The sequence below is a fragment of the Afipia sp. GW822-FHT04G07 genome (assembly GCF_058800765.1).
The window spans coordinates 3387156-3413456 of the sequence record NZ_JBXAMP010000001.1 but is presented as its reverse complement, the minus strand read 5'-3'; the positions used below and the strand labels follow the sequence as shown (position 1 = coordinate 3413456).

At 63.3% G+C, this 26301-nt stretch carries 27 protein-coding genes; 13 read left to right on the top strand and 14 right to left on the bottom strand.

Annotation, left to right across the window (positions count from 1 at the left end; translation table 11 throughout):
• Window positions 1-59: 59 nt before the first annotated feature.
• Window positions 60-686 (top strand): outer membrane protein, encoded by a 627-nt coding sequence (locus AC1RKJ_RS16745; RefSeq protein ID WP_492792040.1) that lies wholly within the window; start codon window positions 60-62, stop codon window positions 684-686.
• 103 nt (window positions 687-789) lie between these two features.
• On the opposite strand, the gene AC1RKJ_RS16740 is transcribed toward AC1RKJ_RS16745, so the two are convergent.
• From AC1RKJ_RS16740 to AC1RKJ_RS16725, 4 genes are all read right to left on the bottom strand, one after another.
• A complete protein-coding gene (locus AC1RKJ_RS16740; protein WP_492792039.1) occupies window positions 790-1005 on the bottom strand; it encodes a cold-shock protein in 216 nt (71 codons plus the stop codon).
• Between the two features lie 285 nt (window positions 1006-1290).
• A complete protein-coding gene (locus AC1RKJ_RS16735) occupies window positions 1291-2151 on the bottom strand; it encodes a 23S rRNA (adenine(2030)-N(6))-methyltransferase RlmJ (RefSeq protein WP_492792038.1) in 861 nt (286 codons plus the stop codon).
• Window positions 2152-2193: 42 nt separating this feature from the next.
• Window positions 2194-2850 (bottom strand): ribonuclease T2 family protein, encoded by a 657-nt coding sequence (locus tag AC1RKJ_RS16730; protein ID WP_492792037.1) that lies wholly within the window; start codon window positions 2848-2850, stop codon window positions 2194-2196.
• Between the two features lie 254 nt (window positions 2851-3104).
• A complete protein-coding gene (locus tag AC1RKJ_RS16725) occupies window positions 3105-3575 on the bottom strand; it encodes a hypothetical protein (protein ID WP_492792036.1) in 471 nt (156 codons plus the stop codon).
• Window positions 3576-3763: 188 nt separating this feature from the next.
• Here AC1RKJ_RS16725 and AC1RKJ_RS16720 point away from each other — a divergent pair, with 188 nt between their 5' ends.
• Window positions 3764-4057, top strand: a complete 294-nt coding sequence (locus AC1RKJ_RS16720) for a hypothetical protein (protein WP_492792779.1) — start codon at window positions 3764-3766, stop codon at window positions 4055-4057.
• A gap of 51 nt (window positions 4058-4108) precedes the next feature.
• On the opposite strand, the gene AC1RKJ_RS16715 is transcribed toward AC1RKJ_RS16720, so the two are convergent.
• The 7 genes from AC1RKJ_RS16715 to AC1RKJ_RS16685 all read right to left on the bottom strand — a co-directional run bounded on the left by AC1RKJ_RS16715 (window position 4109) and on the right by AC1RKJ_RS16685 (window position 9588).
• Complete coding sequence (locus AC1RKJ_RS16715; protein WP_492792035.1) at window positions 4109-4315, bottom strand: hypothetical protein; 207 nt, start codon at window positions 4313-4315, stop codon at window positions 4109-4111.
• A gap of 111 nt (window positions 4316-4426) precedes the next feature.
• A complete protein-coding gene (locus AC1RKJ_RS16710; protein WP_492792034.1) occupies window positions 4427-4822 on the bottom strand; it encodes a thioesterase family protein in 396 nt (131 codons plus the stop codon).
• Between the two features lie 179 nt (window positions 4823-5001).
• The gene (locus AC1RKJ_RS16705) at window positions 5002-5223 is read right to left on the bottom strand and encodes a tautomerase family protein (RefSeq protein ID WP_492792778.1); all 222 of its coding nucleotides are present in this window, start codon (window positions 5221-5223) and stop codon (window positions 5002-5004) included.
• 15 nt (window positions 5224-5238) lie between these two features.
• Window positions 5239-5649: a DUF2000 family protein gene (locus AC1RKJ_RS16700; protein ID WP_492792033.1), complete on the bottom strand. Its 411-nt coding sequence runs from the start codon at window positions 5647-5649 to the stop codon at window positions 5239-5241.
• 126 nt (window positions 5650-5775) lie between these two features.
• Window positions 5776-7383: a histidine--tRNA ligase gene (gene hisS, locus AC1RKJ_RS16695; protein ID WP_492792032.1), complete on the bottom strand. Its 1608-nt coding sequence runs from the start codon at window positions 7381-7383 to the stop codon at window positions 5776-5778.
• Window positions 7384-7441: 58 nt separating this feature from the next.
• Complete coding sequence (locus tag AC1RKJ_RS16690; protein WP_492792031.1) at window positions 7442-9124, bottom strand: TadG family pilus assembly protein; 1683 nt, start codon at window positions 9122-9124, stop codon at window positions 7442-7444.
• A gap of 2 nt (window positions 9125-9126) precedes the next feature.
• Window positions 9127-9588, bottom strand: a complete 462-nt coding sequence (locus AC1RKJ_RS16685; protein WP_492792030.1) for a TadE/TadG family type IV pilus assembly protein — start codon at window positions 9586-9588, stop codon at window positions 9127-9129.
• Between the two features lie 180 nt (window positions 9589-9768).
• On the opposite strand from AC1RKJ_RS16685, the gene aptA reads away from it, so the two are divergent.
• The 4 genes from aptA to AC1RKJ_RS16665 all read left to right on the top strand — a co-directional run bounded on the left by aptA (window position 9769) and on the right by AC1RKJ_RS16665 (window position 14164).
• A complete protein-coding gene (aptA, locus tag AC1RKJ_RS16680) occupies window positions 9769-11112 on the top strand; it encodes an omega-aminotransferase AptA (protein WP_492792029.1) in 1344 nt (447 codons plus the stop codon).
• A gap of 229 nt (window positions 11113-11341) precedes the next feature.
• On the top strand, window positions 11342-12784 hold the full coding sequence (locus AC1RKJ_RS16675) for an EAL domain-containing protein (RefSeq protein ID WP_492792028.1): 1443 nt from the start codon (window positions 11342-11344) through the stop codon (window positions 12782-12784).
• A 9-nt stretch (window positions 12785-12793) separates the two neighbouring features.
• Window positions 12794-13669 (top strand): TIGR01459 family HAD-type hydrolase, encoded by an 876-nt coding sequence (locus AC1RKJ_RS16670; RefSeq protein WP_492792027.1) that lies wholly within the window; start codon window positions 12794-12796, stop codon window positions 13667-13669.
• A 48-nt stretch (window positions 13670-13717) separates the two neighbouring features.
• Window positions 13718-14164 carry a DMT family transporter gene (locus tag AC1RKJ_RS16665; protein WP_492792026.1) on the top strand — a complete coding sequence of 149 codons (447 nt, stop codon included), beginning with the start codon at window positions 13718-13720 and terminating at the stop codon, window positions 14162-14164.
• Between the two features lie 83 nt (window positions 14165-14247).
• Here AC1RKJ_RS16665 and AC1RKJ_RS16660 read toward each other — a convergent pair whose 3' ends face one another.
• On the bottom strand, window positions 14248-14643 hold the full coding sequence (locus tag AC1RKJ_RS16660; protein WP_492792025.1) for a response regulator: 396 nt from the start codon (window positions 14641-14643) through the stop codon (window positions 14248-14250).
• 220 nt (window positions 14644-14863) lie between these two features.
• Here AC1RKJ_RS16660 and AC1RKJ_RS16655 point away from each other — a divergent pair, with 220 nt between their 5' ends.
• From AC1RKJ_RS16655 to AC1RKJ_RS16630, 6 genes are all read left to right on the top strand, one after another.
• A complete protein-coding gene (locus AC1RKJ_RS16655) occupies window positions 14864-15838 on the top strand; it encodes a bifunctional riboflavin kinase/FAD synthetase (protein ID WP_492792024.1) in 975 nt (324 codons plus the stop codon).
• A gap of 187 nt (window positions 15839-16025) precedes the next feature.
• Window positions 16026-19022, top strand: a complete 2997-nt coding sequence (gene ileS, locus AC1RKJ_RS16650) for an isoleucine--tRNA ligase (protein WP_492792023.1) — start codon at window positions 16026-16028, stop codon at window positions 19020-19022.
• Window positions 19019-19519: a signal peptidase II gene (gene lspA / locus AC1RKJ_RS16645; RefSeq protein ID WP_492792022.1), complete on the top strand. Its 501-nt coding sequence runs from the start codon at window positions 19019-19021 to the stop codon at window positions 19517-19519. Before ileS ends, lspA begins: the two co-directional genes overlap by 4 nt.
• A gap of 71 nt (window positions 19520-19590) precedes the next feature.
• Window positions 19591-20334, top strand: a complete 744-nt coding sequence (locus AC1RKJ_RS16640) for a hypothetical protein (protein ID WP_492792021.1) — start codon at window positions 19591-19593, stop codon at window positions 20332-20334.
• Window positions 20335-20553: 219 nt separating this feature from the next.
• Window positions 20554-21894: a M16 family metallopeptidase gene (locus AC1RKJ_RS16635; RefSeq protein WP_492792777.1), complete on the top strand. Its 1341-nt coding sequence runs from the start codon at window positions 20554-20556 to the stop codon at window positions 21892-21894.
• The gene (locus AC1RKJ_RS16630) at window positions 21894-23246 is read left to right on the top strand and encodes a M16 family metallopeptidase (RefSeq protein WP_492792776.1); all 1353 of its coding nucleotides are present in this window, start codon (window positions 21894-21896) and stop codon (window positions 23244-23246) included. The genes AC1RKJ_RS16635 and AC1RKJ_RS16630 overlap by 1 nt, the downstream gene beginning before the upstream one ends.
• Here AC1RKJ_RS16630 and AC1RKJ_RS16625 read toward each other — a convergent pair whose 3' ends face one another.
• Window positions 23247-24194 carry an alpha/beta fold hydrolase gene (locus AC1RKJ_RS16625; protein WP_492792020.1) on the bottom strand — a complete coding sequence of 316 codons (948 nt, stop codon included), beginning with the start codon at window positions 24192-24194 and terminating at the stop codon, window positions 23247-23249.
• 289 nt (window positions 24195-24483) lie between these two features.
• Here AC1RKJ_RS16625 and AC1RKJ_RS16620 point away from each other — a divergent pair, with 289 nt between their 5' ends.
• Entirely contained in the window at window positions 24484-24948 is a 465-nt protein-coding gene (locus AC1RKJ_RS16620) for an Hsp20 family protein (RefSeq protein WP_492792019.1), read from the top strand.
• An 80-nt stretch (window positions 24949-25028) separates the two neighbouring features.
• Here the strand turns inward: AC1RKJ_RS16620 and AC1RKJ_RS16615 are convergent, their stop codons facing one another.
• The gene (locus AC1RKJ_RS16615; protein ID WP_492792018.1) at window positions 25029-25889 is read right to left on the bottom strand and encodes a hypothetical protein; all 861 of its coding nucleotides are present in this window, start codon (window positions 25887-25889) and stop codon (window positions 25029-25031) included.
• Window positions 25890-26301 lie beyond the last annotated feature (412 nt).

Genomic DNA, 26301 nt, shown 5'->3' with positions numbered 1-26301 from the left:
GGCCGCCGCATTTGAGGAATTGACGCCCGCCGAAGTTGGCGCGTGTGAGGAGAGTTGAGATGAGGAAGATTGTTCTTGGCGCGATGGTCGCCGCCGCAACATGGGTGACGGCATCCGCGCAGGCCGCGGACATGTATAGTCGCCGTCCTTATTCGCAGCCCTACACAGTCAATCAGCCGCTCGCCAACAGCTGGATGGGCCCCTACATCGGCGGCAATCTCGGCTACGGCTGGGGCGACGTGAACAACAGCGGGACGCGGCCCTCCGGCGTGCTCGGCGGCCTTCAGGCCGGCTACAACTACCAGTCCGGCCAGTTGGTGGTGGGCATCGAGGGCGACCTGCAGCTCAATTCCGCGGACGATACCTTCGCGCCGTGGAAGTTCTCCAATCCCTGGTTCGGCACCCTGCGCGGCCGCCTCGGTTACGCCTTCAACAACATCCTGCTCTACGGCACCGGCGGCCTTGCGTTCGGCACGCTGAAGGTCGAGTCGGGCGGCTTCTCCGAGAGTCAGACATCCGCAGGCTGGACGGTAGGCGTCGGCGCTGAATATGCGATCAACCAGAACTGGTCGGCCAAGATCGAATATCTCTACGTCGACCTGAGCGAAAAGAATTTCCTGATGACCGGCTTGCCGCACGGCTATCAGTTCAGCACGGTTCGGCTGGGCGTCAATTATCGCTTCTGATCGAAGCCGACGCCTTTTCACAATCCATCGATCCCGGGCCTCGCGCCCGGGATTTTGTTTTTTGCACGACACAATCTGCGGCGGATATGCCGCCGCGTTTTGCTCAGGACGAAATCACGAGATCGACCGCCTTCGGTCCTTTGCCCTTCTTGTCAGGTTCGACTTCGAAGGTGATGTGCTGTCCTTCGGTCAGATCCTTCAGTCCCGCGCGCTCGACCGCGGTGATGTGCACGAACACATCGCGCCCGCCGTCATCCGGCTTGATAAAACCGTAACCGCGCTCTGCATTGAAGAACTTGACCGTACCCGTCATGGCCATCGGGAACCCCTCCCCGCATTGCTCCGCCGAAGCGCTAACGCGCATCAGCCTGGCCGGCATTCACTGCCGGAAAGCATTGGCCTTGGGAGCGGACCGGAAAAACCGGAGCAGCGCTCGGGGCCTCGTCATTCCGCCGCGACCATTCGCGGACGCGGGACGTAAAGCCAGCCTCACACCGCTGAGCATAATACGGTTCCCGGCAAATTGACTACGCCGATTTGAGTTTTCCGCCGGCACGCCTCAATTTCGGGCAACCCAACAGCGGCGCGCTCATACCGCAGTGCGTCAAGCCCTGACGGCTTCGATCCGGAAGCGGGCCGCCCCGCCCTGACCGAGCGGCTTTTCAAGCTCGCGCAGGATGGCCTTCAACTCCGCCGCCAAAGTCCAGGGCGGATTGACGATCAGCAGCCCCGCGGAGACAAGGCCTGCGTCCGGCGTCTGCGGCGCGACGCTGAATTCCACGCGCAGGCATTTGGCTTCACCGCCGCCGGCGTTCGCGACAGTGGCCACATGATCCGCGAGCGTGTCGGTGGCGCGGCGTTCTTTCACCGGATACCAGAGCATGTAGATGCCGGTCGGCCATTTGGCGTGAGCCGCCGCGAAGCCTTCCGCGAGCCGTGGAAATTCATCGCGCTTCTCGAACGGTGGATCGATCAGCACCAGTCCGCGCCGCTCCTTCGGCGGCACGAAAGCGGGAAGCGCCGTCCAGCCGTCGAGATCGACCACGCGGGCCTGTTCATCGCGGCGAAGCGCTGCGATCAGTTGCTTGCGCGCGCCGGGCTCCAGTTCGCACGCGACCAGACTGTCCTGCGGCCGCAGCAGCGCACGCGCGACCAGCGGCGATCCCGGATAGGTCGTGAGATCGCGCTGCGGATTGAACGCGCGCACGATGTCGAGATAGGGCGACACCAGCGCCATCACGGATTCGGACAACCGCGCCTGCATCAGCCGCGCGATGCCGGTGCGCCATTCGCCACCGCGCTCGGCTTCGCTGCTCGTGAGATCGTACAGCCCCGCGCCGGCATGGGTGTCGATCACGCGAAACGCGGCGGGCTTTTCATGGAGATAGGTGAGGATGCGCGCCAGCACGATGTGCTTGATGACATCGGCAAAGTTTCCGGCGTGAAACGCGTGACGGTAGTTCATGCCGCGACAGTTACGACATCGCGCAGCAAAAGTAACCTGCGCTTATCCCCCGCGCATCGGCGGCATGACGACCTTGTCGCGGCGGCAGGCGCGGCGGTCGATTTCCTCGCAGGCGCGGAACTGCAGATCCTTGCTCATGCAGATGCGCACCTCACTGAGGCGCTTGCTGTCGCAGGTCACGGCGATGGCCGAGCTGGACAGGCCGGGATTCGCCTTGATGAAGGCATCCTCGATCTCCGCGGGAGCCACGCTCTTCGGGTTGGCCAGTTCAAGATATTCGGCCGGAATCTTCACGGCCGCACGCGCCTTGCGGATGGTTTCGAAATAACCGCGCGCGCCGAGACCCGAACACGTGCCGTGCTTGTCCCATTCGTTGTAAATCAGCCCCGGCGCCGGCATCAGGTCCAGCATCGAGGTCATGATGTTGCGTGCGAGGCGCGGCGCGGGCCGCTGGCAATAATTCGGAAAGCCGCGATCGTATTGCGGCCACAGCCCGTGCACGACGAAAGAAAACGGCCGGCCGGCGCATTGGGTCTGGATGCCGCGGCTGGAGTTGCCGCGCTCGCTCGCAGCCTCACAGAACGATGGAGACCACGACAGTGACAGGACGTAGAAGTCGAATTCGCCGGGTGCGTTCTGGCGGTGGTCCTGCGCCGAGGCGGTCCCGGCCATGACGGCGAGGCCGATCAGCGCAAACATGAACCGGCGGGATAAGCGGCCAAAAGAAAAGCTGGCCCTGTCGAAAAAAGTCAGACCAAAAGAAGCTCTCTCAAACGAAACCATGGCGACGCCCCCGCACTCTCGAACATTTTCCGGACCGGCGACGCCGGAGCAATCAACTTCACACGATGCTTCAAGCCTATTCACGGCCCGAGAACATTTCAAGAACAAAATCGCCTCGTCCACCGTGGCGGGCGAGGCGTTGTCATCTCAAGAAAGGCTGCGTGCGAAGCTCAGGGCTTCGCTGCCTTGCAGGACGGATTGTAGGCCCAGTTGCGGTCGAGGCCGACCACGCACCATTCAACGCCGGAATTGAAACCGGCAAAGCCGCCGTCCTCGATGATCGAGTAGTGCACCTGACGCGCGCGGCCGTCGTTCAGCATGGCGCTGGCGGTGCAGAAGCGGCGTGGAATGCTGTCGTTCGCCCAGGCCCGGAAGGCCACCTCATGAACATTGGCATAGCCAGTGATCTCGAGGGCGGAATTCCAGAACTTGCTCTCTTTTTCGGCGAACTGGGAGGAAATGGCGGCGAGCGCCTCACCGCATTCGCCCATCTGTCCGTCGTAGCGCGGGCCGGACAGCCAGATGCCGCGCTCCAGCGCGTTGGCAGCCTCGGCCGCCGGGCTCAGGACCATGAGGCCAGCCACGGCGGCAAACGCCACGGCAAGAATCGTTTTTCGCAATGTCGGGAAAAGGTCGCGCATGAAAGCGGTCCACCGGAATCCGGGATGATATTGCGACGGAAGGTGCCGCGAAGCCGTCAGCCGGTCAAGTGCAGCGCGGCAACACTCGGCGGCCAACCCCCGCCAAAGCCACCGGCGTTCTTTCCATGACAGGCCGGGCGCTTTATGGTGCGTTTGCGATGACAATCAGGATTCTCTTGGAGAACACGATGCGGACCACGGGATTGGCGATTTTGGCTGCGGCGTGCGCGCTGGCTGTGTCCGCTCCGGCCGGGGCAACATGGGTCCCGCCGTTCAAGGGCAACGACACCGGCGGCATCATCGCCTATTCGCTCTACAAAGAAGGCGCGGACATCAAGGCCATGGCCGCCAGCCACTGCGCCGGCTACGGCAAGGGCGTGAAGCTGACCGGCGTGGACGCGCAATACGGCGGGTACATTTCCTTCGCCTGCGTCTGGGTCCATCCGGGCCATCTCGATCGCCCGCTGCGCGTCGGCTACTGACGCCCGTCAGGACTGCGCCGGACGCTCGGACCGGCGCTTAGCTTGCGATCCTCACTTCGCGATCTTCCAGGGATCGTACTTCTCTTTCGAATCCGGAACGTTCTTCATCGCGGCCTTGGCATCGGCCTCTTCCTTGGCCATGCGCTTCTGCCGGTCGACGTCCTTGGGATCCGCGGCGGCGCCCTGCTGTTTGCCCATTTGCGCATGGGCCTGCACCGACAGCAGAACGAGAGCCACGGCAAGCACAACAAACCTCATGGGATATCTCCATTCGAAGGCGAGGACGCCAGGATGGTACGCCATTCCGCGTTCCTTCACAGGCCCGGACCATCCGGAATCTGTCAAAAAATATGAGCGGCGAGCCTGACGTCAGGTCGCGCCGAGCCGACGCTCGAACGCCGCGATGTTGATAACGCCGCGCCGGTGGGTGCCGTCGCCGATCTTGCGGTCACCCTCCCAGGCTTCCACGTCGAACAGCACACTCCTGGCATCGACCTCGGTCACGCGCGAAACCGTGCGAACCGTCCGGCCAACCGGCGTCGCCGCGAGATGCCGGATGTTCACCTCCATGCCGACGCTGACATAGCCTTCCGGCAGCAGGTCGGCGATGGAGGCGGTGCAGGCCCTTTCCATGTTCAGGATCATGATCGGCGTCGCATAGACCGCCGGCATGGTGGACAGGAAATGCTTCACCGTCATTTCCTGCGTCACGGTGACAACGGTTTCGCCAGGTATGCCGACGGTGACTTTCTCAAGCACCTTCATCGCTAGCGTCCTGACTCCGAAGTTCGCTTCATTTTGCGGCACCTTCCGTAGCGAACTTCGGATTCAACAGGACGCCAGAAAGTATGATTCTAGTGTGGTTTTGGTTCGCAAGTCTGCAAATGAAAGTGCCGTAGACACAATGCGGACTTGCGAACCGCCACACTAGGTTACTTCGCAGGTTATTTCGCAGCCGCCTTGCGCTCGACGAACGTCTTGCCGCCCTTCATCTTGTGGGTCAGCGGCGCCTCGTTGATCTGGACGGTGACGGCTTCTGCATCGACGCCGAGGTTCTTGACCAGGGCCTGCGTGATGTCGAGCATCATGCCCTTCTTCTGTTCGTCGGTGCGTCCAGCGGCCATGTTGATGGTTACCTCGGGCATTGATCGTTTCCTCTTCTTGATGTGACGACGAGAATGTCAGGCGTGAAACTTCAACCCATCGACGATCTTGTCAACCACCTTGCGCTCGGCGCGGAACGCCAGCCCGACCAGATTGAGTTCGGCGCGGATGACCGCCTTCACCGCGGCGCGGTTGGCCTCGTCATGGGTGGTCTTGAACATGTCCTCGGTATAGACGGCGGGCTTCACGTCCCGCGCCAGCGCGCGTTCAAGTGCCCGCGAGAGGGCCGGACGGTCGGCGCCATAGATCAGGATCGGCTGGCCGATCAGCGCATGATAACGCGTGCCCGAACCGTCTTCGTAAGGCGCACCGATCGATTCCGGAAATGAGGCCGCGACGCCGCTGCTGAGAAACGCAGCAACGTTGAGCTTCTGCCAGGCTTCAAGATCGGAGCGGATGACGAGAGCAACCTTGGTGTCGAACTGCATGGCATTAACTCAAGACGTCATTCCGGGGCGCAAGCAAAGCGAGCGAACCCGGAATCCATCGCTACGCCGGGAGCATGGCTTCCGGGCCCACGCCAAAAAGGGCGCGTCCCGGAATGACAGGGTAAGTCATCTCCACGGCACGTTGTGCCGCGCCAAAACCTTGCGCACGGCCTCGACCAATTCGGTTTCTTTCACGGCGAACTGCGCCTCGGACTGTTTCTGGAGGTAGTCGTCGCGGTCACCGCTGGCGTCGGCGATCTGCGCGCCGATGATCAGATCCTTGATCTGGACTTCGCCGCGCGCCTTCTCGTCGCCGCCCTGAATGACGACGCACGGCGAATTGCGGCGGTCGGCGTATTTGAACTGCACGCCGAGATTGTTCTTCGGATTGCCGAGATAGAGTTCGGCGCGGATTCCCGCGTTGCGCAGCGTGGCGACGAACTTTTGATACTGCGCGATCTCGTTGCGATCCATCACCACGACCACCACCGGGCCGAACTCCGGCGCGGTGTCGATCTTGCCAAGCATCGTGAGCGCCGCTTGCAGACGCGAGACGCCGATGGAGAAGCCGGTCGCCGGCACCGGTTCGCCGCGAAAGCGCGACACGAGACCGTCATAACGTCCACCGCCGCCGACCGAACCGAACCGCACCGGACGGCCCTTCTCGTCCTTGGTCTGGAGCAGCAATTCAACTTCGTAGACCGGGCCGGTGTAGTATTCGAGACCGCGGACGACGGTTGGATCGATAAGAATACGTCGCGAGCCATACTTGGAACTTCGAGCCAAATTTGAAATTTGCTGAAGCTCGCTTAAACCCTCTTGATACTTTTCGTTGCCTGGAAAGCGCTTTGCCGCACTATCAATAGTCGCACTGTTGCTAACTGGAAGCTGACGTCCAGTTTTCTTATCGATAACATCAAAGAATGAAGCGTCTTCAAGCTCCCATCCATCTAGGGCTAAATGATCTTTTGGCTCAATGGCAGGAGGCATAAGCAGGTAACCTACATACGACATCTGATCAGGTGTCAGACCAGCACCTTTGGTGAAGTCTCCGCTTTCATCCTCACGGCCTTCGCCTAGTAGGGCCTCGACGCCCTTCCAACCCAAGCGATCAAATTTATCGATTGCCCGTAACACTGTGAGACGCTTGCCTGCATTGTCGCTCCCAGCGAGCCCCATCTCCTCCATCACGCCGTCGAGCACCTTGCGGTTGTTGACCTTCACTACGTAACTGCCGCGCGGGATGCCGAGCGCTTCCATGGTGTCCGCCGCCATCATGCACATCTCGGCGTCGGCAGCGGGCGATGCGGAGCCCACCGTGTCGGCATCGAACTGCATGAACTGGCGATAGCGGCCCGGACCCGGCTTCTCGTTGCGATAGACGTAACCGTGGCGATAGGAGCGATACGGCTTCGGCAGCGTGTCGAAATTCTCGGCGACATAGCGCGCGAGCGGCGCGGTCAGGTCGTAGCGCAGCGAAATCCACTGCTCGTCGTCATCCTGAAACGAGAATACGCCCTCGTTGGGCCGGTCCTGATCGGGCAGGAATTTTCCGAGCGCGTCGGTGTATTCCATCGCCGGGGTTTCCACCGGCTCGAATCCGTAGCGCTCATAGACCTCGCGGATTTTCTCCACCATGACGCGCGTCGCCGCGATCTCGGCGGGTGTGCGATCCACGAGCCCGCGCGGCAGGCGGGCTTTGAGTTTCTGCGGTTTTTTGGGTTTGTCGGCCATGCGCCGGTTGGTACCAGCGGAGGCCTGATGCGGCAAGTCTGGGGTGACCTGACGCGGTTCAGTTCACCAGCACCGCGCCGTCGCAACGCACGCCGGTGACCCAGACGTCCGCCTGCCCCAATCCGACGCCGAGGGTTTGCAGCACCGAGTTGAGCAGCGTGTCGATCGAGCCCGTCGCGCCCGAGATGATGCTCGTCACCAGTGCGCCGACGCCAGGGATCGGGAGGCCCAACGGACCGAGTTGCACGCCGAGTTGCAGGTCGCCGAGCAGGCTCGATGTCAGCGACGACGTGAACGACGTGGTGTTCACCGTCTTCCTGATCTGCGCCTGAATGTCGGCATAGCTGAACGTCACGCTGGTGGGCGAGTTGTTCGCCATGGTCGCATGCGCACGGCCCGTGACCTGAATCACGCCGAGATCGACGATGTTGACCGCCGGCGGATTGGGCTTGGTGGAGAAGTTCGTCATGTTCGCCGTCGTCACGTCGCCGATCCACGCATCGACGATGCCGGGCGAGACGCCGAGCGTCACCGTCGAGGTGTTGACGTTGGGGTAGCCGCACGAAATGGCATTGAGCGTCGCGGTGCCCGCCGCGATCTCGACATAGACCGGCAGATTGACCACCGACACGGCGCCGCTGCCCACGAGCTGGATCTTCAGGAGAATGCGCGTCTGCGCGGTATGCACGCTCGCGCCCAGCGCGCCGACCGTAATCCAGCTTGTCCCGACGGGACGTTCGCCGACCGTCGCCTGCAAGGTCACGCCCGCGATGCCGGACAGCGCAAGATTCACGCCCGCCGCGATCTGGTTGGTGCCGTTGGCGAGCCCCGCCGTCGCCGACACGAGATCGTAGACGGACACCGACGCGCCAACCTTCGGCTTCTGCCCGACGGTGAGATTGGAATAAGGCCCGACATTGAGCAGGGATTTCAGGGATATCTTGTCAGCCGATCCAGCCGCCGCCGACACAATGCTGGCCAGCGCAGCGGTAGCGGCATTGTTGCCGCTCGCTGCGGTCTGCGTGGCAAGAAGCGCTGCAAGGATGTCCGGCACTTTGACGTTGGCATTGAGCAGCGTGTCATAGCTCACGCCGGTCATGTTCAGGCGCGTCGCCAGCGCCGAGAGAAAATCGAATGCATCGATCTTCGCCCCGAGCAGCGCGTTATAATCCATCACCGACAGTGACAGCGTTGTGCCGAGCATCCTGCCGAGCAGCGCATTCAGCAATCCGCCGTTGAGCGACGCCAGCCGCGAGCCGATGGCGAAGGACGCCAGTTGCGTGGTGCTGGCGATCGCGCTGGCCTTGAGAGTCCACTGGCTGTCGCCGGTCAGCACCTTGCCGAAATAGAGCGGTGTCTTCGTCTGCATCGACACCCGAACCGCATTGGCGGGGGTTGCACCTGCCACGAAGCGCTGCTGCGGCGAGAGAGACGCGGTCGCCTTGTAGACGCCAGGCTCGACAGCCACGAGCGAGTCCGGCGGGTAGTTGTTCTTGGCGACGGTCGCCGCAGCAGCGCGGGATGCATTGGTCAGGTCGCTCGCGGCAACGATCGCCGCGAGATCGGTGGCGCTCTGGGTGCGGCGCTTGTCGGCGAAGATGGTGCCGACATCGACGCCAAGCGCGGTGCAGGCGATGACCAGCAGCAGCGCCGCCGCGCCCATGATCGCGATGTTGCCGCGCTCGTCGGTCTTGAAGCGGTGGATCAGGTGACGAAACGATGCCCACTTTTCCGGGATCATGCTCAGTATCCCCCACGCGGGATCGCCGCCGAGCGCACAATGGTCGCGGGCGGCGCCGGCACGAATGTCGGCAGCGAATATATGAACATGCCCGAGGCGTCGTAGTTGACCTTGACCACGAAGACATTGGCGTCGACCCCGGACGTCGCGGCGGTGACGGTCAGATGCGCCGGATCAATCAGCGGATAGGCCCCCGCGTTGCCAGTGACATAGGCGCTGGCCAGTGTGCTGCGCTCGCTCTCACTCAGGCCGGCGATCGACGAACGCGCGGCTTCGGCGGCGAGTTGCTGCACGCCGTGAACGACGGCGAGATACGAGCCGTAGACAATGATGCCGAACACGACCAGCAGGAACACCGGAAAGACCAGCGCGAACTCGACGGCGATAGCGCCGTCCTGCGCGGTCCGGAATGTCCTGACCCATGAGTTGCAGAGATTGTTGCGTGCCTGCTTCATGACAGGCATTTACGCACACAACCTTTAAGGGCAATATAATCTAAAGCTCAACTAATAAGGGTATTATCCTGATGCCGCGATCCGTGTTGTCACGTACCGGCGACCATGCGCCGCGATCCGTTCCGGATGGTCCCGGAAGCTGATAGGCTTGCGCCCAAGAAGAAACCTCCTTGCCGGAAGGAACGTCCCTTGAATATTCAGCAGCCCCGCCCGACTGTCGCGACGCCGAACGATCTTGCCGCCTACTGGATGCCGTTTACGTCCAACCGCGCGTTCAAGAGCAAGCCGCGTATGCTCGCTGGCGCCAAGGACATGCACTACATCACGACCGACGGCCGCAATATTCTCGACGGCGCGGCGGGCATGTGGTGCGCCAATGCCGGACACGGCCGCACGCCCATCACAGAGGCGATCCAGAAGCAGGCCGCGACGCTGGATTACGCGCCGCCATTCCAGTTCGGCCATCCCAAGGCGTTCGAGCTCGCCAGCCGCATCGCCGCGCTCGCCCCGAAGGGGCTCGAGCATGTGTTTTTCTGTAACTCCGGTTCGGAAGCGGTCGATACCGCGCTGAAAGTGGCGCTGGCCTATCACAACGGCCGCGGCGAAGCCGGCCGCACCCGGCTGATCGGCCGCGAGCGCGGCTATCACGGCGTCGGCTTCGGCGGCATCTCGGTCGGCGGCATGGTCAACAACCGCAGGATGTTCGGCACCCTGCTGACCGGCGTCGATCATCTGCCGACCACCTACGATCGCGAGAAGCAGGCCTTCACCAAGGGCGAGCCGGAATGGGGCGCGCATCTGGCCGACGACCTGGAACGCATCGTCGGCATCCACGGTCCCGGCACCGTCGCCGCCGTCATCGTCGAACCGATGGCGGGCTCCACCGGCGTGCTGCCGACGCCGAAGGGCTACCTGCAAAAGCTGCGCGCGATCTGCGACAAGCACGGCATTCTGCTGATCTTTGACGAGGTCATCACCGGCTACGGCCGTCTCGGCTATGCCTTCGCCGCCGAACGCTACGGCGTGCTGCCGGACATGATCACCTTCGCCAAGGGCATCACCAACGGCGCGGTGCCGATGGGCGGCGTGCTGGTCCGCGACACCGTCCACGACTCCTTCATGAAGGGGCCGGACCATGTCATCGAACTGTTCCACGGCTATACCTACTCGGCGCATCCGCTGGCCTGCGCCGCCGGTCTCGCCACCCTCGACGTCTATCGCGAGGAAGGCCTGTTCGAGCGCGCCAAGGCGATGGAACCGGCATGGGCCGACGCTGTGATGGGCCTGCGCAAGGAGCCGAACGTGGTGGACATCCGCACCGTCGGTATCACCGCAGGTATCGATCTCGCGCCGAACAAGGAAGGCCCCGGAAAGCGCGGCTTCGAGGCGCTGGATGCAGCATTCCACGACAACGACCTGATGATCCGCGTCGCCGCAGATACGCTCTGCCTGACCCCGCCCCTGATCGTCTCCGAAAGCCAAATCGGTGAAATCATGGACAAGATGGCCAAGGTGATCCGCGCGGTCGCGTAAGACAGAGCGCGCAAAATCTCTCTGCGTCATGCCCGGCCTTGTGCCGGGCATCCACGTCTTGAAGCTCACGACAAGGAAGGCGTGGATGGCCGGACAAAAGGGCGTTCACGCCCGTCTTCGACGGGCTATGCCCGGTCATGACGACGCACCCTCATGCCACGGACACAACAATTTCGCGCCGAATCAAACTTGGTGTTAAGCTGCCGCCGACCGGGGCTGGGCAGACTTCATGATCCGCATTTCGACGATTTTCATCGCCATCTGCATGGTGCTGATCGCAGCGTCGCTGGGCCTGTTGCTGTATTCGCTGGCGGGCCTGACCCGCTCCGAATCCGCCATCGTCGCGCTGACCGCGCTGACCTTCCTCATTCTCTACAACGCTGTGTCGATGCGCCTGCGCGACCGCACCGACGTGGGCGGCCAGATCGCCGACCTGTCGCGCGGCACGGCCGATCTCGCACGTCAGGTCGCCGAGTTCGGCCGCCGGATGAGCGCCATCGAGGCGCGCCTCTCCGCAACCGACGCAAACGGACAGGATCGCGTCCAGACCGTCGCCGGGGAAATCAGCGAGTTGGGATCGCTGGTCAAGCAACTGGCCGATTCCGTCGCCGCGCACGATGAGATTCTCGCTGCGGCGGCCAGCGGTCTCGCCATGCAGGCATCCGGCAAACCGGACGCACATCCCGACGTGCAGCCGTTGGCGCCTAACGGCCAGCAGCCCGCCGGGCCTACTTCCCGGCTGAGCGACGCGCCGCCGACGCCCGGCAACCTCAACAACGCCGAACTCCTCGTCGCGGTGAAGAACGCCGTCGAAGCCAACCGCATCGACCTCTTTCTGCAGCCGATGGTGACGCTGCCCCAGCGCAAGGTGCGGTTCTACGAAGCCGTGGCGCGGTTGCGCGACGACAAGGATCAGGTGCTGACCGCCGGTGATTTTGTCGGCACCGCGGAAGCCGCCGGCCTGATGGGCCAGATCGACCACATGGTGATGCTCCGCTGCGTGCAGGTGCTGCGGCGGCTGATGGTGCGCTCAAAGGACGTCGGCGTGTTCTGCAACGTCTCGGGCGCGACACTAAGCAATCAGTCCGTGTTCGGTCAGTGCCTCGATTTTCTCGAAGCCAATCGCGCGCTCGCGCCGGCGCTGGTGCTTGAATTCAAGCAAAGCGCGTTCCGCCATCTCGGCCCGGTGGAAAGCGAGCATCTCGCCGCGCTTCACCGGCTCGGCTACGGCTTCTCGATCGACAACGTGACCGACCTGCGGTTCGATCCGCGCGAACTCGCCGACCGCGGCGTCAAGTTCATCAAGGTGCCGGCGACGATGCTGCTCGACCAGAAGCAGTTGTCCGCTGCCGACATTCACGCCGCCGACCTGTCGGACCTGCTCGGACGTTTCGGGATCGACCTTGTGGCAGAGCGGATCGAGGGTGAACGCGCCGTGGTCGATCTTCTGGATTACGATGTCCGCTTCGGCCAGGGCTTCCTGTTCGCGCCGCCGCGCCCGCTGCGTCCGGAAGGCGCGGCCGGTTCGTCCGCGGAACCCGTGAGCGGACCGAAAGTGGCATCGGCGGCGGTTGACGCAGCCGCCCCGACAGACCAAAAAGCCGCGACGCCGGAGGCCCACCGTCTCACCGGCAATGCCGCGCTGGTCCGCCGCGCATCCGCACAGAAGTGATCTTTTTCCATGAAATTGCCTGACGCCGCCGCGCTGCGATTCGCCGACCGTTTGCGCGATCTCACAACCGGAGTGGATGTCATCCTCAGCGACGTCTGGGGCGTCATTCACGACGGCATTCACGGATTTCCGGACGCCTGCCAGGCGCTGCAATCGTTCCGCGCGCAGGGCGGCACCGTGATCATGATTACCAACGCGCCGCGTCCGGCGGATTCCGTGCAGCGCCAGTTGCGCCGGATGGACATTTCCGACGAGACCTATGACGCCATCGTGTCGTCGGGCGATCTCACCCGCAGCTACGTGGCGTCGCATCTCGACCAGAACCTGTTTGTGCTCGGACCTGCGCGCGATGGCCCGATCTTTCGCGGCCTCGACGTGAAGACCACAACGCTTGAGCAGGCCGACGCCATCGTCTGCACCGGGCCGTTCAACGACGAGAGCGAGACCGAGGAAGACTATCGCGGCATGATGGAAGAGGCGCGCAAGCGCAATCTCACCTTCATTTGCGCCAATCCGGACATGGTCGTGGAACGCGGCGACCGTCTCATTACGTGCGCCGGCGCCATCGCCGAACTCTATCGCAGCCTCGGCGGCGAGGTGATTTTCTATGGCAAGCCGCACCGGCCGATCTACGACCGCGCGCTGGAGCTGGCCGCTGAAAAGCGCGGCAAGGCCACGCCCGCCGATCGCGTTCTGGCCATCGGCGATTCCGTGCGCACCGATCTCACCGGCGCGAACCTGATGGGACTCGACTGCCTGTTCCTGACACGCGGCATTCATGCCGCGGATTTCGAAGGCATCGATACCCCCGACGAATTCACGGTGCGGCGGCTGTTCGGCGAGGCGAAGCCCCCGCACGCGCTGATGCGCGACCTGGTGTGGTGAGATCGTCACGAACAAGAACGCCGGGCAGCTCTTGAACTGAGGTGCAGCATGATGAAATTGGCTTTACCGATTTTCCTGACGGTCGCAGCCGGCGCGAGTATCGTGATCCAGCAGATCCTCAACACCAACCTGCGGACAGCACTGAACTCCGCGGCATGGTCGGGTTTCGCGAGCTATTTTGTCGGGCTCATTTGCATGGCGGTTCTCGCCATTGCGTTGCGTGACCCCGTGCCGCAAATCGCAACAGTCGCACGAATTCCCTGGTGGGCCTGGAGCGGCGGTCTGTTCGGCGCCATTTTCATCGGGCTCGCGATCGTGCTGATCCCAAGTCTGGGAGCCGCGACGTTCATCGCGCTCCTCATCACCGGGCAGATGCTGGCGTCGGTGACGTTCGATCATTTCGGCTGGCTGGGTCTCGCGCAGCGCTCGCTCGATCTGCCGCGCCTGATCGGCGCCGCGATGCTCATCGGAGGCGTGGTCCTCATCCGGCGCTGAACGACGGGGCGACGACCTTCCCCCCAAACAAAATGCCCGGCTTGCGCCGGGCATCAGGAACGCTGAAAGCGCGTTGAAAGACGTTACGCCGGCGCGTGGTCCGGGAACACCGCCTCGATCTTGGTCTTGAGGGTCGCGGCGTTGAACGGCTTGACGATATAGTTGTTCACGCCGGCCTTCTTGGCTGCGATGACGTTTTCGGTCTTCGATTCAGCCGTGATCATGATGAAGGGCGTGGTGGCGAGATTGGGGTCGCTGCGCACTTCCTTGAGCAGGTCGTAGCCGGTCATCGGCTCCATGTTCCAGTCGGAAATCACGAGCCCGTACTTCTTGCCGCGCATCTTATTGAGCGCCGCCGAGCCGTCACTGGCGTCGTCGATGTTTTCGAAACCGAGCTGTTTGAGAAGGTTACGGATGATGCGGATCATGGTGTTGTAGTCATCCACAACCAGAACCGACATCGACAAATCCAGAGCCATCGCTGTTTTTCTCCCTCGAACGCAGCAACCGGCATGCGTTAACAATATTTTGCGGATGGCTTCTGCCACCCGCAGTCGAGGCGAACCTAGCATCGGCGGCTTAAACAGCCCGTTAATCGGGCGGCCCTCGGATTAGCTCAACTTTGCATTGTCTTGACTTCGAGGGCGGACCGGGGCCACGGTCCCGGCCGATTTCTCCTGCAAATTCCGTCCGGCCATCATGACAAAAAGCTTCTCCGTCATCCGCGATTCCACGCCCGCCAGCGCCATTGCGCGGGGCGCCGTGGTGGCCCTGGGCAATTTCGACGGCGTCCATCTCGGCCATCGCATGGTGATTTCAGCCGCTATCGATATGGCGCGGAAGCACGGCAGGCCCGCTTTTGCCGTGACCTTCGAACCGCATCCCCGCAGTTTCTTCAGTCCGAACACGCCGCAGTTCAGGCTGACCGACGAGGCCGCGAAGCTGCGGCTGCTCGCGGGCACCGGCCTCGACGGCGCGGTGATCATGACCTTCGACGGCGCACGCGCCGGCACGACGGCGCAGGATTTCATTAACCACGACCTCATTGCCCGGCTCGGAATCAGCGGCATCGCCGTGGGCTACGACTTTCATTTCGGCAAAGGCCGCGGCGGTTCGCCCTCGCTGCTCGCCGCCGAAGCACCGCGGCTGGGCATCGAGGTCCACGTCCAGGCCCACGTCGATATCCTGGATCGTCCGGTGTCCTCGACCGCGATCCGGGAGGCGCTCGCGGAAGGTCATGTCATCGACGCCACCGAAATGCTGGGCGGCCCGTGGTTCATTTCGGGCGAGGTCATCCATGGCGAAAAGCGCGGCCGCGATCTCGGCTATCCCACCGCCAACATCCGCCTCGACAAACATTGCGGCCTCAAGCATGGCATCTATGCGGTGCGGGTCGGCATCGGCGGCAAGCGCATCGACGGCGTCGCCTCATTCGGCCGCCGCCCGACCTTCGACAACGGCGCGCCGCTGCTGGAAATCTTCCTGTTCGACTTCAAGGGCGATCTTTACGGCAAGCGGCTCGATGTCGCGTTCATCGGCTTCATCCGTGACGAATTGAAGTTCGAGGGCATCGACGCGCTGGTGCGCCAGATGGACGATGACAGCACAAAAGCCCGCGCTCTGCTCGCCGCAGCCCCGGATGCGTTTCCGAAACTCGGAATTGTCACGGATTGAGCGGTTTACGGGCCTTTCCGATACCTTCCATGCCTGCTATCTAGGCCCCATGTTGGCGCGGCGCACCATAATCGGCATTAGCGGCCCGGCTTCCGTCTGAGCAGCACGCTCGGCGCAAGACCGGGATCGATTTCATCGTCGCACGTTCCGTGCACGCCAAAGCCATTCGAGCCAAGCCAGAGCATCCATGTCCGACAAGCCCCAAAAGTCCGTTGCCCCGAAAGCCGACGGCAACGATTACTCTAGCACCCTGTACCTTCCGCAGACGGACTTCCCGATGCGCGCGGGCCTGCCTCAGCAGGAGCCCAAAATTCTGGCGCGCTGGAACGAGATCGGCCTCTACGACAAGCTGCGCGAGGCCGCCAAGGACCGCGCGAAATTCGTGCTGCACGATGGCCCGCCCTACGCCAACGGCAACATCCATATCGGCCACGCGCTGAATAAAATTCTGAAAGACGTGGTGACCAAGAGCCAGCAGATGCTCGGTCACGATTCCAATTACGTGCCGGGCTGGGACTGCCACGGCCTGCCGATCGAATGGAAGATCGAGGAAGAGTACCGCTCCAAGGGCAAGAACAAGGACGCGGTGCCGATCGTCGAATTCCGCCAGGAATGCCGGGCATTCGCGCAGAAGTGGGTCGACATCCAGCGCGAGGAATTCAAGCGCCTCGGCGTGATCGGCGACTGGTCGCATCCCTACATGACGATGACCTTCCCGGCCGAAGCGCAGATCGCGCGCGAGCTGATGAAGTTCGCGGCCAACGGCACGCTATATCGCGGCTCCAAGCCGGTGATGTGGTCAGTCGTGGAAAAGACCGCGCTCGCTGAGGCCGAAATCGAATACGAGGACTACACCTCGGACGCCGTGTGGGTGAAGTTCCCCGTGAATGCTGCGCATGGCCGCCTCGCCAAGGCGTCGGTCGTGATCTGGACCACGACGCCATGGACGCTTCCGGGCAACCGCGCCATCAGCTTCTCGCCAAAAATTTCCTATGGCCTCTACAAAATCACCGATGCACCCGCCGACAACTGGGCGAAGACCGGAGATCTTTTGATCCTTGCCGACAAGCTCGCGGACGACGTGTTCAAGCAGGCCCGCGTGACGTCCTACGAGAAGGCAGGCGACGTCTCCGCCGACATTCTTGATGCTATCGAATGCAGCCATCCGCTGAAGGGGCTGGCAGGCGGTTACGAGTTCGTCGTGCCGCTGCTCGCAGGCGATCACGTCACCGATGATACCGGCACCGGCTTTGTGCACACCGCACCGAGCCACGGACGCGAGGACTTCGATGTCTGGACCGCCAACGCACGCGAACTCGAAGCGCGCGGCATCTCATCCGTCATTCCCTACACCGTCGATGCCGACGGCGCGCTGACCGAGCACGCTCCGGGCTTCACCGGCAAGCGCGTGCTGACCGACAAGGGCGAGAAGGGCGACGCCAACGAGGCCGTCATCAAGGCTTTGGCCGAGCGCGGCATGCTGCTCGCCCGTTCGCGGCTGAAGCATCAGTATCCGCATTCGTGGCGCTCAAAGAAGCCGGTGATCTATCGCAACACGCCGCAGTGGTTCATCGCGATGGACAAGCCCATCGAGGATCACGGCAAGGCAACGGACGGCGACACGCTGCGCGCCCGCGCATTGCAGGCGATCAGCGTCACGCGCTGGGTGCCGGAGCAGGGCCAGAACCGCATCACCGGCATGATCGCAGGCCGCCCGGACTGGGTGATTTCGCGCCAGCGCGCGTGGGGCGTCCCCATCGCCGTGTTCGTCCGCGAGAAGGGCGACGGTTCGGCTGAAATCCTGCTGGACGAGGCGGTCAACAAGCGCATCGCCGACGCCTTCGAGAAGGAAGGCGCGGACGCCTGGTACAAAGACGGCGCGCGCGAGCGCTTCCTCGGATCGCATGCGAATGAAGACTGGAAGAAGGTCGACGACATCTGCGACGTCTGGTTCGATTCCGGCTCGACACATGCCTTCGTGCTGGAAGATCCCGTGCATTTCCCGGGACTCGCCGGCATCAAGCGCAAGGTCGACGGCGGCAAAGACACCGTGATGTATCTCGAAGGCAGCGACCAGCATCGCGGCTGGTTTCATTCTTCGCTGCTGGAGAGCTGCGGAACGCGCGGCCGTGCGCCATATGATGTGGTGCTGACCCACGGCTTCACGCTCGACGAAAACGGCCGCAAGATGTCGAAGTCGCTCGGCAACACCACCGAGCCGCAAAAGGTGATCGCGCAATCGGGCGCGGACATCCTGCGGCTGTGGGTCTGCGCCACCGACTATGCCGACGATCAGCGCATCGGTCCGGAAATCCTCAAGAACACCATCGAGACCTACCGCAAGCTGCGCAACACCATCCGCTGGATGCTCGGCAGCCTCGCGCATTTCCGCGACGAGGATCGCGTCAAGGCCGACGACATGCCCGAACTCGAGCGGCTGATGCTGCATCGGTTGGCGGAGATCGACGCGATCGTGCGTCCGGCCTATGAAAACTTCGATTACAAGACCGTCGTCGCGACGCTGGCAAATTTCATGAACACCGAACTGTCGGCGTTCTATTTCGACATCAGAAAAGACACCTTGTACTGCGACCCACCCTCGTCGGTGGCGCGCAAGGCATCCCTTACCGTGATCGACTATCTGTTCCGCGCCATCACGGCGTGGCTTGCGCCGATCCTCAGCTTCACCGCCGAAGAGGCATGGATGTCGCGCTACCGCGATGATGCCGTGTCGGTCCATCTCGAACTGTTCCAGAAGATGCTGCCTGCATGGCGCAACGACGATCTGGCGAGGAAGTGGGAAACCATCCGCGACGTCCGCCGCGTCGTCACCGGCGCGCTGGAAGTCGAACGCGCTGCCAAGCGCATCGGCTCGTCGCTGGAGGCTTCGCCGCTGGTCTACGTGTCCGACAAGGCCATCTTCGCGACGCTGTTCGACATCGATCTTGCGGAAGTCTGCATCACATCGAACGCGATGGCCACGAACGAGGATGCTCCCGCGGACGCTTTCACGCTGAACGACGTTCCGGGCGTCGCGGTCGTTGTCGAAAAGGCTGTCGGCACCAAATGCGCGCGGTCGTGGAAAATCCTGCCGACGGTCGGAGACGATCCCGAATACCCCGACGTGTCGCCGCGTGACGCGCAGGCATTGCGGGAATGGAAGGCGCTGGGGATCGGCGCGTGAGCCCCTTCCTCCGCTCCGGACTGATTGCCGCGGTCGTGGCGCTGGTGCTCGATCAGGCGTCGAAGCTGTGGCTGCTCAACGTGTACGAACTCGGCCCGCGCGGCACCGTTCGGGTGACGCCGTTTTTTGACCTCGTGCTCGCCTGGAATACCGGCATCAGCTACGGCTGGTTTCAGGACACCGGCCCGCTGGGGCAAGCCATCCTGCTGGCGATCAAGGCCGCGGCGGTGATCGCGCTGGCGGTCTGGATGGCGAAATCCGGCACCCGCCTTGCGGTAATTGGTCTCGGTCTGATCATCGGCGGTGCGATCGGCAACGCCATCGACCGGCTGGCCTACGGCGCGGTGGTCGATTTCGCCCTGTTTCACGTCCAGATCGGCGGGAAAACCTACAACTGGTACGTGTTTAACCTTGCGGACGTGGCCATCGTTGCCGGGGTTGCCGCCCTCCTGTATGACTCCTTTGTAACCCCCGGTGCCGCAAAAAGGCCCCGATAACCGGGGATATGCTTGATAACATGCAATCTGGCTGACGGCCCCGTGGCCGCGCCTTCGGACAACGGATCAGGATGAACGCAATGCGTGAGACCGGCATCGGTTCAGGTTTGCACCTTTCATCGCGCCTCGCGACGCGCGCGTTGCGGATGGCTGCGGTCGCGCTGGGTCTGGGGCTTGTCCTGTTCTCAGGTCCTCTTCACGCGCAGGACGCGGACGAAGAGGAAGACGACCGCACCTTTGAACGCAAGATCATCGACAACCTGATGAGCGGCCTCGGCGGCCGCCGTCTCGAAGACGGCAACATCAACTACCGCGAGCGCTCGCCGCTCGTGGTGCCTTCCAAGATCGCGCTTCCTCCCCCGCAGTCCGGCAGCAAGGCCAAGCTCGCGCCGAACTGGCCGAAGGATCCGGATGAGGCCGAACGCAAGGCAGCGCGCGAAGCAGCCAAGCAGAAGCCGAAGACCTACGAGGAAAGCTTGCGACCGCTGATGCCGAGCGAGCTTAACCAGCGCGCTCCGCGCGGCAGCACCACGAGCGACGTGAAGCCCGGCGGCAACAATTCGAATCAGCCGCCCATTCTGATGCCTTCAGAACTTGGATTTACCGGCGGGCTGTTCTCGAACCCGTTCTCCTCGAAGTCCGAAGCCGACACGTTCACCACCGAGCCGGAACGTACAGAACTCACGCAGCCTCCGAGCGGCTACCAGACACCATCGACGACTTACGCCTATGGTGTCGGCAACCAGAAGCTTGTGCCGAAAGAGAACTGCGACGCGGCGAGCGGCAAGTGCGAAAAGCGCTGGGTATTCCAGTAAACCTGCCGGTTGGTCCGTCCCGCCGTTCGTCCATGAATCATGATGACGATCGGGCCCCGGCGCGGTCGTCTCAGGTCCAGCAATGTCGCCTCTTGCGGATTTGAACCTCTCCCGGGCGATCATTCCACGGTCCGGTAGCACGACATGACAATTTCCCGCCAATTCGCCGCCGGCGCCTTCGCAGCGCTCGGCATTCTGCTCGCTCCCCCGGCCGCTCAAATGGCCATGGCACAGCAGGCAGCACCGCAACAGACCACATCGCAGCGGCCGGCCACCTTCACCCTCGGCAACGGCCTTCACGTGGTGGTCATCCCCGATCGCCGTACACCCGTTGTGACGCAGATGATCTGGTACAAGGTCGGCGCCGCCGACGAGACGCCAGGGAAATCGGGCCTCGCGCATTTCCTCGAGCACCTGATGTTCAAGGGCACCGAGAAGCATCCGGCGGGCGAATTCTCCCAGCTCATCGCGCGCATCGGCGGCAACGAGAACGCCTTCACCTCGACCGACTACACGGCGTATTACCAGCGCGTCCCCCGCGACCAGCTTGCCACCATGATGGCCTTCGAGGCCGACCGCATGACCGGCCTCGTTCTCAAGGACGAGAACGTGCTGCCCGAGCGCGACGTGGTGCTGGAAGAATACAACATGCGTGTCGGCAACAGCCCCGACGCGCGGCTCACCGAGCAGATCATGGCGGCGCTGTATCTCAATCATCCCTACGGACGGCCGACCATCGGCTGGCGGCAGGAGATCGAGAAGCTCAACCGCGAGGACGCGCTCGCCTTCTACAAGCGCTTTTATGCGCCGAACAACGCGACCCTGATCATCGCCGGCGACGTCAGCGCCGACGAAGTCCGCCCGATGGTGGAAGAAGCCTACGGCAAGATCCCGCCGCAGCCCGCGATTCCCGCGCAACGGATCAGGCCGCAGGAGCCTCAGCCGGCCGGACCGCGCACCGTGACGCTGGCCGATCCGCGCGTCGAACAACCGAGCGTGCGCCGCTATTATCTCGTACCGTCGTCCGTCACCGCGGCCCAGGCCGAAGGTTCGGCGCTCGAAGTGCTGGCGCAGCTGATGGGCTCGGGCAGCAACTCGTATCTCTACCGGGCGCTGGTGGTGGACAAGCCGCTCGCGGTCAGCGCGGGCGCCTGGTACCAGGGCACGGGCGTCGATCCGACCCAGTTCGGTATCTCGGCGTCGCCGAAGCCCGGCGTCGAATTTCCGCAGGTCGAGAAGGCCATCGATGAGGTCATCGCCAAGCTCGCGACCGACACCGTTCCGGCCGAAGACCTCGAACGCATCAAGACGCAGATGATCGCGGAATCGGTTTACGCGCAGGACAGCCAGACCACGCTGGCGCGCTGGTACGGCGCCGCCATCACCGTGGGCCTCAGCGTCGACGACGTCCGCGCATGGCCGGACCGCATCCGCGCGGTCACCGCCGAACAGGTGCGCGACGCCGCGCGCACATGGCTCGAGAAAAAGCGTTCGGTCACCGGCTATCTCATCAAGGACACCAGCGCGACAACCGCCAAACGCGAGGAGAAGCGCTCGTGATGCACATTCGTAACCTGCGCGCGCGCCTTGCGGCGGCGTGCCTCATCACTGTCGCCGCGACCTTCACGATGGCTCTGCCGGCGTCGGCAGCAGCGAAGGTCAAGCGCGTGGTCTCGCCCGGCGGCATCGAAGCCTGGTTCGTCCAGGACGCCACCGTGCCGCTGGTCGCGCTGGAATTTTCCTTCGCCGGCGGCTCGTCGCAGGACCCCGCCGACAAGCCGGGCGTCGGCAGCTTCACCGCCAACATGCTCGACGAGGGTGCTGCGGATCTCGATACCAAGGCGTTTCATGAACGGCTTGAGCGGCGCGCCATCGAGATGAACTTCACGGTGACCCGCGACAACCTGCGCGGCTCGATGCGGATGCTGAAGGAAACCCGCGACGAAGCCATCGATCTTCTGAAACTCGCACTGACCTCCGCACGTTTCGATTCCGAGCCGCTGGAGCGCGTTCGCGCGCAGATGCTGTCGAATGCGCGCCGCGAGACCACCAATCCGGTGTCGATCGCCGGCCGGAAGTTCTGGGAGCAGGCTTTCGGCACGCATCCCTATGCGCGGCCGCCGAACGGCACGCTGGAAAGCCTTCCCACCATCCAGGCGGCCGATCTGAAAGACTATGCCGGCCGCGTGCTGGCGAAAGACACGCTGAAAGTCGCCGTCGTCGGCGACATCGACGCCGACGCGCTCGGCAAGCTGCTCGATACCGCATTCGGCTCGCTGCCGGCGAAAGCGAACCTGACACCGGTGCCGGAGGTTGTAGCCGCCAAGGCGCCCAAACAATCCTTCACGATCCTGGACGTGCCGCAGACGTCGGTGAACTTTGGCGGGGCCGGCATTCCGCGCAACGATCCCGACTTCATGGCCGCCTATATCGTCAATCACATTCTCGGCGGTGGCACGCTGTCGACACGGCTTTACAAGGAAGTGCGCGAAAAGCGCGGCCTGGTCTATTCGGTGTCGGAATCCCTGATCTGGATGAAGAAGGCATCGGTGTTCGCCGGCGCCACCGCCACCCGCGCCGACAAGGCCACCGAGACGCTCGAGACCATCGCCGCCGAGATCGCGCGCATGGGCAATGAAGGTCCGACGCAGCAGGAACTGGATGAGGCCAAGTCGTACCTGAAGGGCTCGCAAATGCTGGCGCTCGACACGTCGCCGAAATTCGCCACCGCCCTGTTGCAATACCAGAACGACAATCTCGGCATCGACTACATCGAAAAGCGCAACGCCATTGTCGACGCGGTGACGCTCGACGACGCCAAACGCGTCGCCAAGCGGATTTGGGGCCAGGGTCTCTTGAGTGTCAGCGTCGGCCGCGCCGCGCAGGCCGAGGCGAAGCCCCTAGGCAAGTAATCACTTGAACAGCGGCGTGCCTGGCACGAAGGCATCGAACGCCGCCCAGAACTGTCCGCGATAGCGATCCTGCTCCTGCAAGATCTCGTGCCTTGAGCCCGCGATCACCAGATGCGATCCCGCGCGCAGGTGATAGGCGAACTCCTCGATCGCCGGCGTCGAGACGATGGTGTCATTGCTCGCGGCCATCATCAGGATCGGCAGGCGAATCTGCGACGGATAGTTCGCCGCACGGAAGCCGATCATCGCCTTGAAGGCGGTATCCGCCCACGCCACCGTCGGCGATGCGATGCCCAGCGTCGGGTCTTCCTCGTAGATCGCGGCATTGCGCGCGTAGCGCACCGGATCGGACGTCAGCGGATTGTTGACGAAGCTGGTGGTGCCGGTCAGCGCACTGCTGCCGCCGGGCACGTAGCTGCCGCCCATCCCGAGTAGCCGCAGTGTGCGCATCAGCACACGGGTCGGCAGCTTGGTGGCGTAGCCGGGCAGGTCGATCATCGGCGCGGACAGCACGATGCGGTCGAACCAGCGCTTGCCGGCATGGGCCACCCGCAGCAGCACCGCGCCGCCCATCGAATGCGCCAGCGCGTAATAGGGCGGCGGACAATCCGGCAGCACCACCTGCTGCACGAAGGTCTCAACATCGACCTCGAAATCGGAGAAGTTGCGCACATAGCCCTTGCGCAGATCGCGCAACTGCCGCGACGAGTGGCCCTGCCCGCGCCAATCGATCATCGCCACCGCGAAGCCGCGCTCGCGCAGTTCGCGCACCGTCTCGAAATATTTCTCGATGCTTTCGCCGCGTCCGGTGAAGACGCAGACCGTGCCTTTACGGTTGGCCGGCGGCTGCCACCGCGCAAAGCGCAATTCCGCTCCGTCCGGCGTCTTGATCGTTCCGCTAACGACATTGTCGGGGACGGGGTTGGCGGGAATGGAGACGAGCGTCATGGGCTGCCGATCGGAAAAGGAATCATGAAATCGAGGGGGATACTGAGGACAAAAAGAGGATCGGGAAACCCTCTTGAACCCCGGAAGGCCCCTCCCATATCAGTTTCGTGCAGGCCAGTTAAGGCTGCACGCAGAACGAAAACCTGGCCCAATGGCGGGTTGTCTGCTCTTTGCAAAAGAGTGGCGCGTTGTGCATGTGAGACGGTCTTCGGCCATCGCCTGAACAGGCGTGGTCAATGTGCCTGTCTCGCCTGAAAAACGCGCTGGTCGCTCAACTTTGGAGGACACCATGCGTACTTTCGATCTCACCCCCTTCTATCGTTCCACCGTCGGCTTCGACCGCCTGTTCTCGCTGCTCGATCAGAGCGCAAGCGAAAGCTCGCCGGGCTATCCGCCCTACAACATCGAACGCACCGGCGAGAACAATTTCCGGATTTCGGTCGCCGTCTCCGGCTTCTCCCAGAATGAAATCTCGATCGTCGCCAAGGAAAACACCCTGACGATCAAGGGCGAGAAAGCCGCCAACGAAAACGGCCAGACCGCCGACGTGCTTTATCGCGGCATCGCGTCGCGAGCTTTCGAGCGCCAGTTCCAGCTTGCCGACTTCGTGCAGGTGAAGAACGCCTCGCTTGAGAACGGCCTGCTCCACGTCGATCTGGTCCGCGAAATCCCCGAGGCCAAGAAGCCCCGCCAGATTCCGATTACCACGTCGGCGCCTGCGCTTCCGGAAGTCGGGAACAAAGCGGCGGCCTGAGCATTATCAGGCAACCTCTCCAATCTGATCTCTAAGCTTTGCGAAAACGCCCCGGTGCCCCGGGGCGTTTTTTTGTGTGCTCACTCCAGCGGCTGCACGTCGGGCATCGCCTGTGTCGGCCATAATTTCAGGGTGGGCGGCTCCTGTGCGGAGGCCGTCGCCGCCCCCACCGTCGCCGCCGCGGGTTTCTTTTCCACAATGGTCACGGCCGGAGGCTGCGCAGGAGCTGCGGCCTTCTGCTGGGCGGGTTCAGATGCAGGTGTCCGGCTTGCCGCCTTCGGCGTGGGCCGCTGCGCCGCCTTCGGCACCGCCACCAGCGGGCGCGGCGCATGTTGCAGGTCGAGCAGCGCGCCGCGCCGCATGTCATGAGGGACATACCGGCGGGCATCGGCGATCAGCGGAGGGCCCGGCGGGCCGTATACCGTCGTGAACCGGTCGTTCAGTTGGGCATCGGCGTCGAGCGCCGGAATGAAGCGCATGATGCGGCCCGTGCGGGCGTCGATGATCAGGCGTCCGTCATCGCCCCTCGGATCGAGCGCGGCCACGGTGTAGATCCAGCCACGCTGCGTGATCCGGCCAAGCGGCGAATAGCCGGTGGAGCGCAGGATGGTCATGACCTGCGTGGGCGGCAGCATCGGGCGGGCGTCGAGCGGGCGTTCCAGGCGCGCCGACGGTATCGCCACATACGAACCCGACCCATAGGGACCCGGCCGATACGGCCGCTCCGGATACGGCCGTTCATAGGGCCTTTCGCCATGACGCGGCGGCTGATCCCGATAATCCAGCGGCGGCGAAGGCATCTCGATGTCGTCAATCTGGATATCCACCACGGGCAGATCGTCGGCAGCCCGCAGCGGGGACGCCGTGACCGCGCCGGCGGCCAGAATTGCGCCCGCCGCGACGGCATGCCGGACCAATTGCTTTCTCGAAAACAGCGTCATCGATGGTTCCCCTGTCATTCCGGACGGCTGCTCTTCGGCCGCCTCAAATCCGGGTCGAAAGGTCGTTTCCGAATTCGGCAGAGCTAGGACCGGACGAGGGCGGCACTGCCTCAATCCTGCGGCGGAGCGCAGCTTCTGCATGGCGGCCCCGGCGCATGGCCCACGCATCCCAGCGGGGACTCTCACGCGCTTGTGTGATAGGAAAAAGTTTGGCAGTCTGGCGGTTAGGACAGGAACCCTGTCCCAATTTCCGGGTCAATCTCGGCATAGCGTTTGCAGCGCTGGTACTATCAGGCAGGCCGCTCGGACGCCGGAAACGGCCCGCGCGAGTTGCAACTTCTAAAGCGGGCTCGTGAAAGCGAGCGGTGGCCCCAAGAATTTCCTGAACCGGAAATTTCCGAAGGGTGCCGCA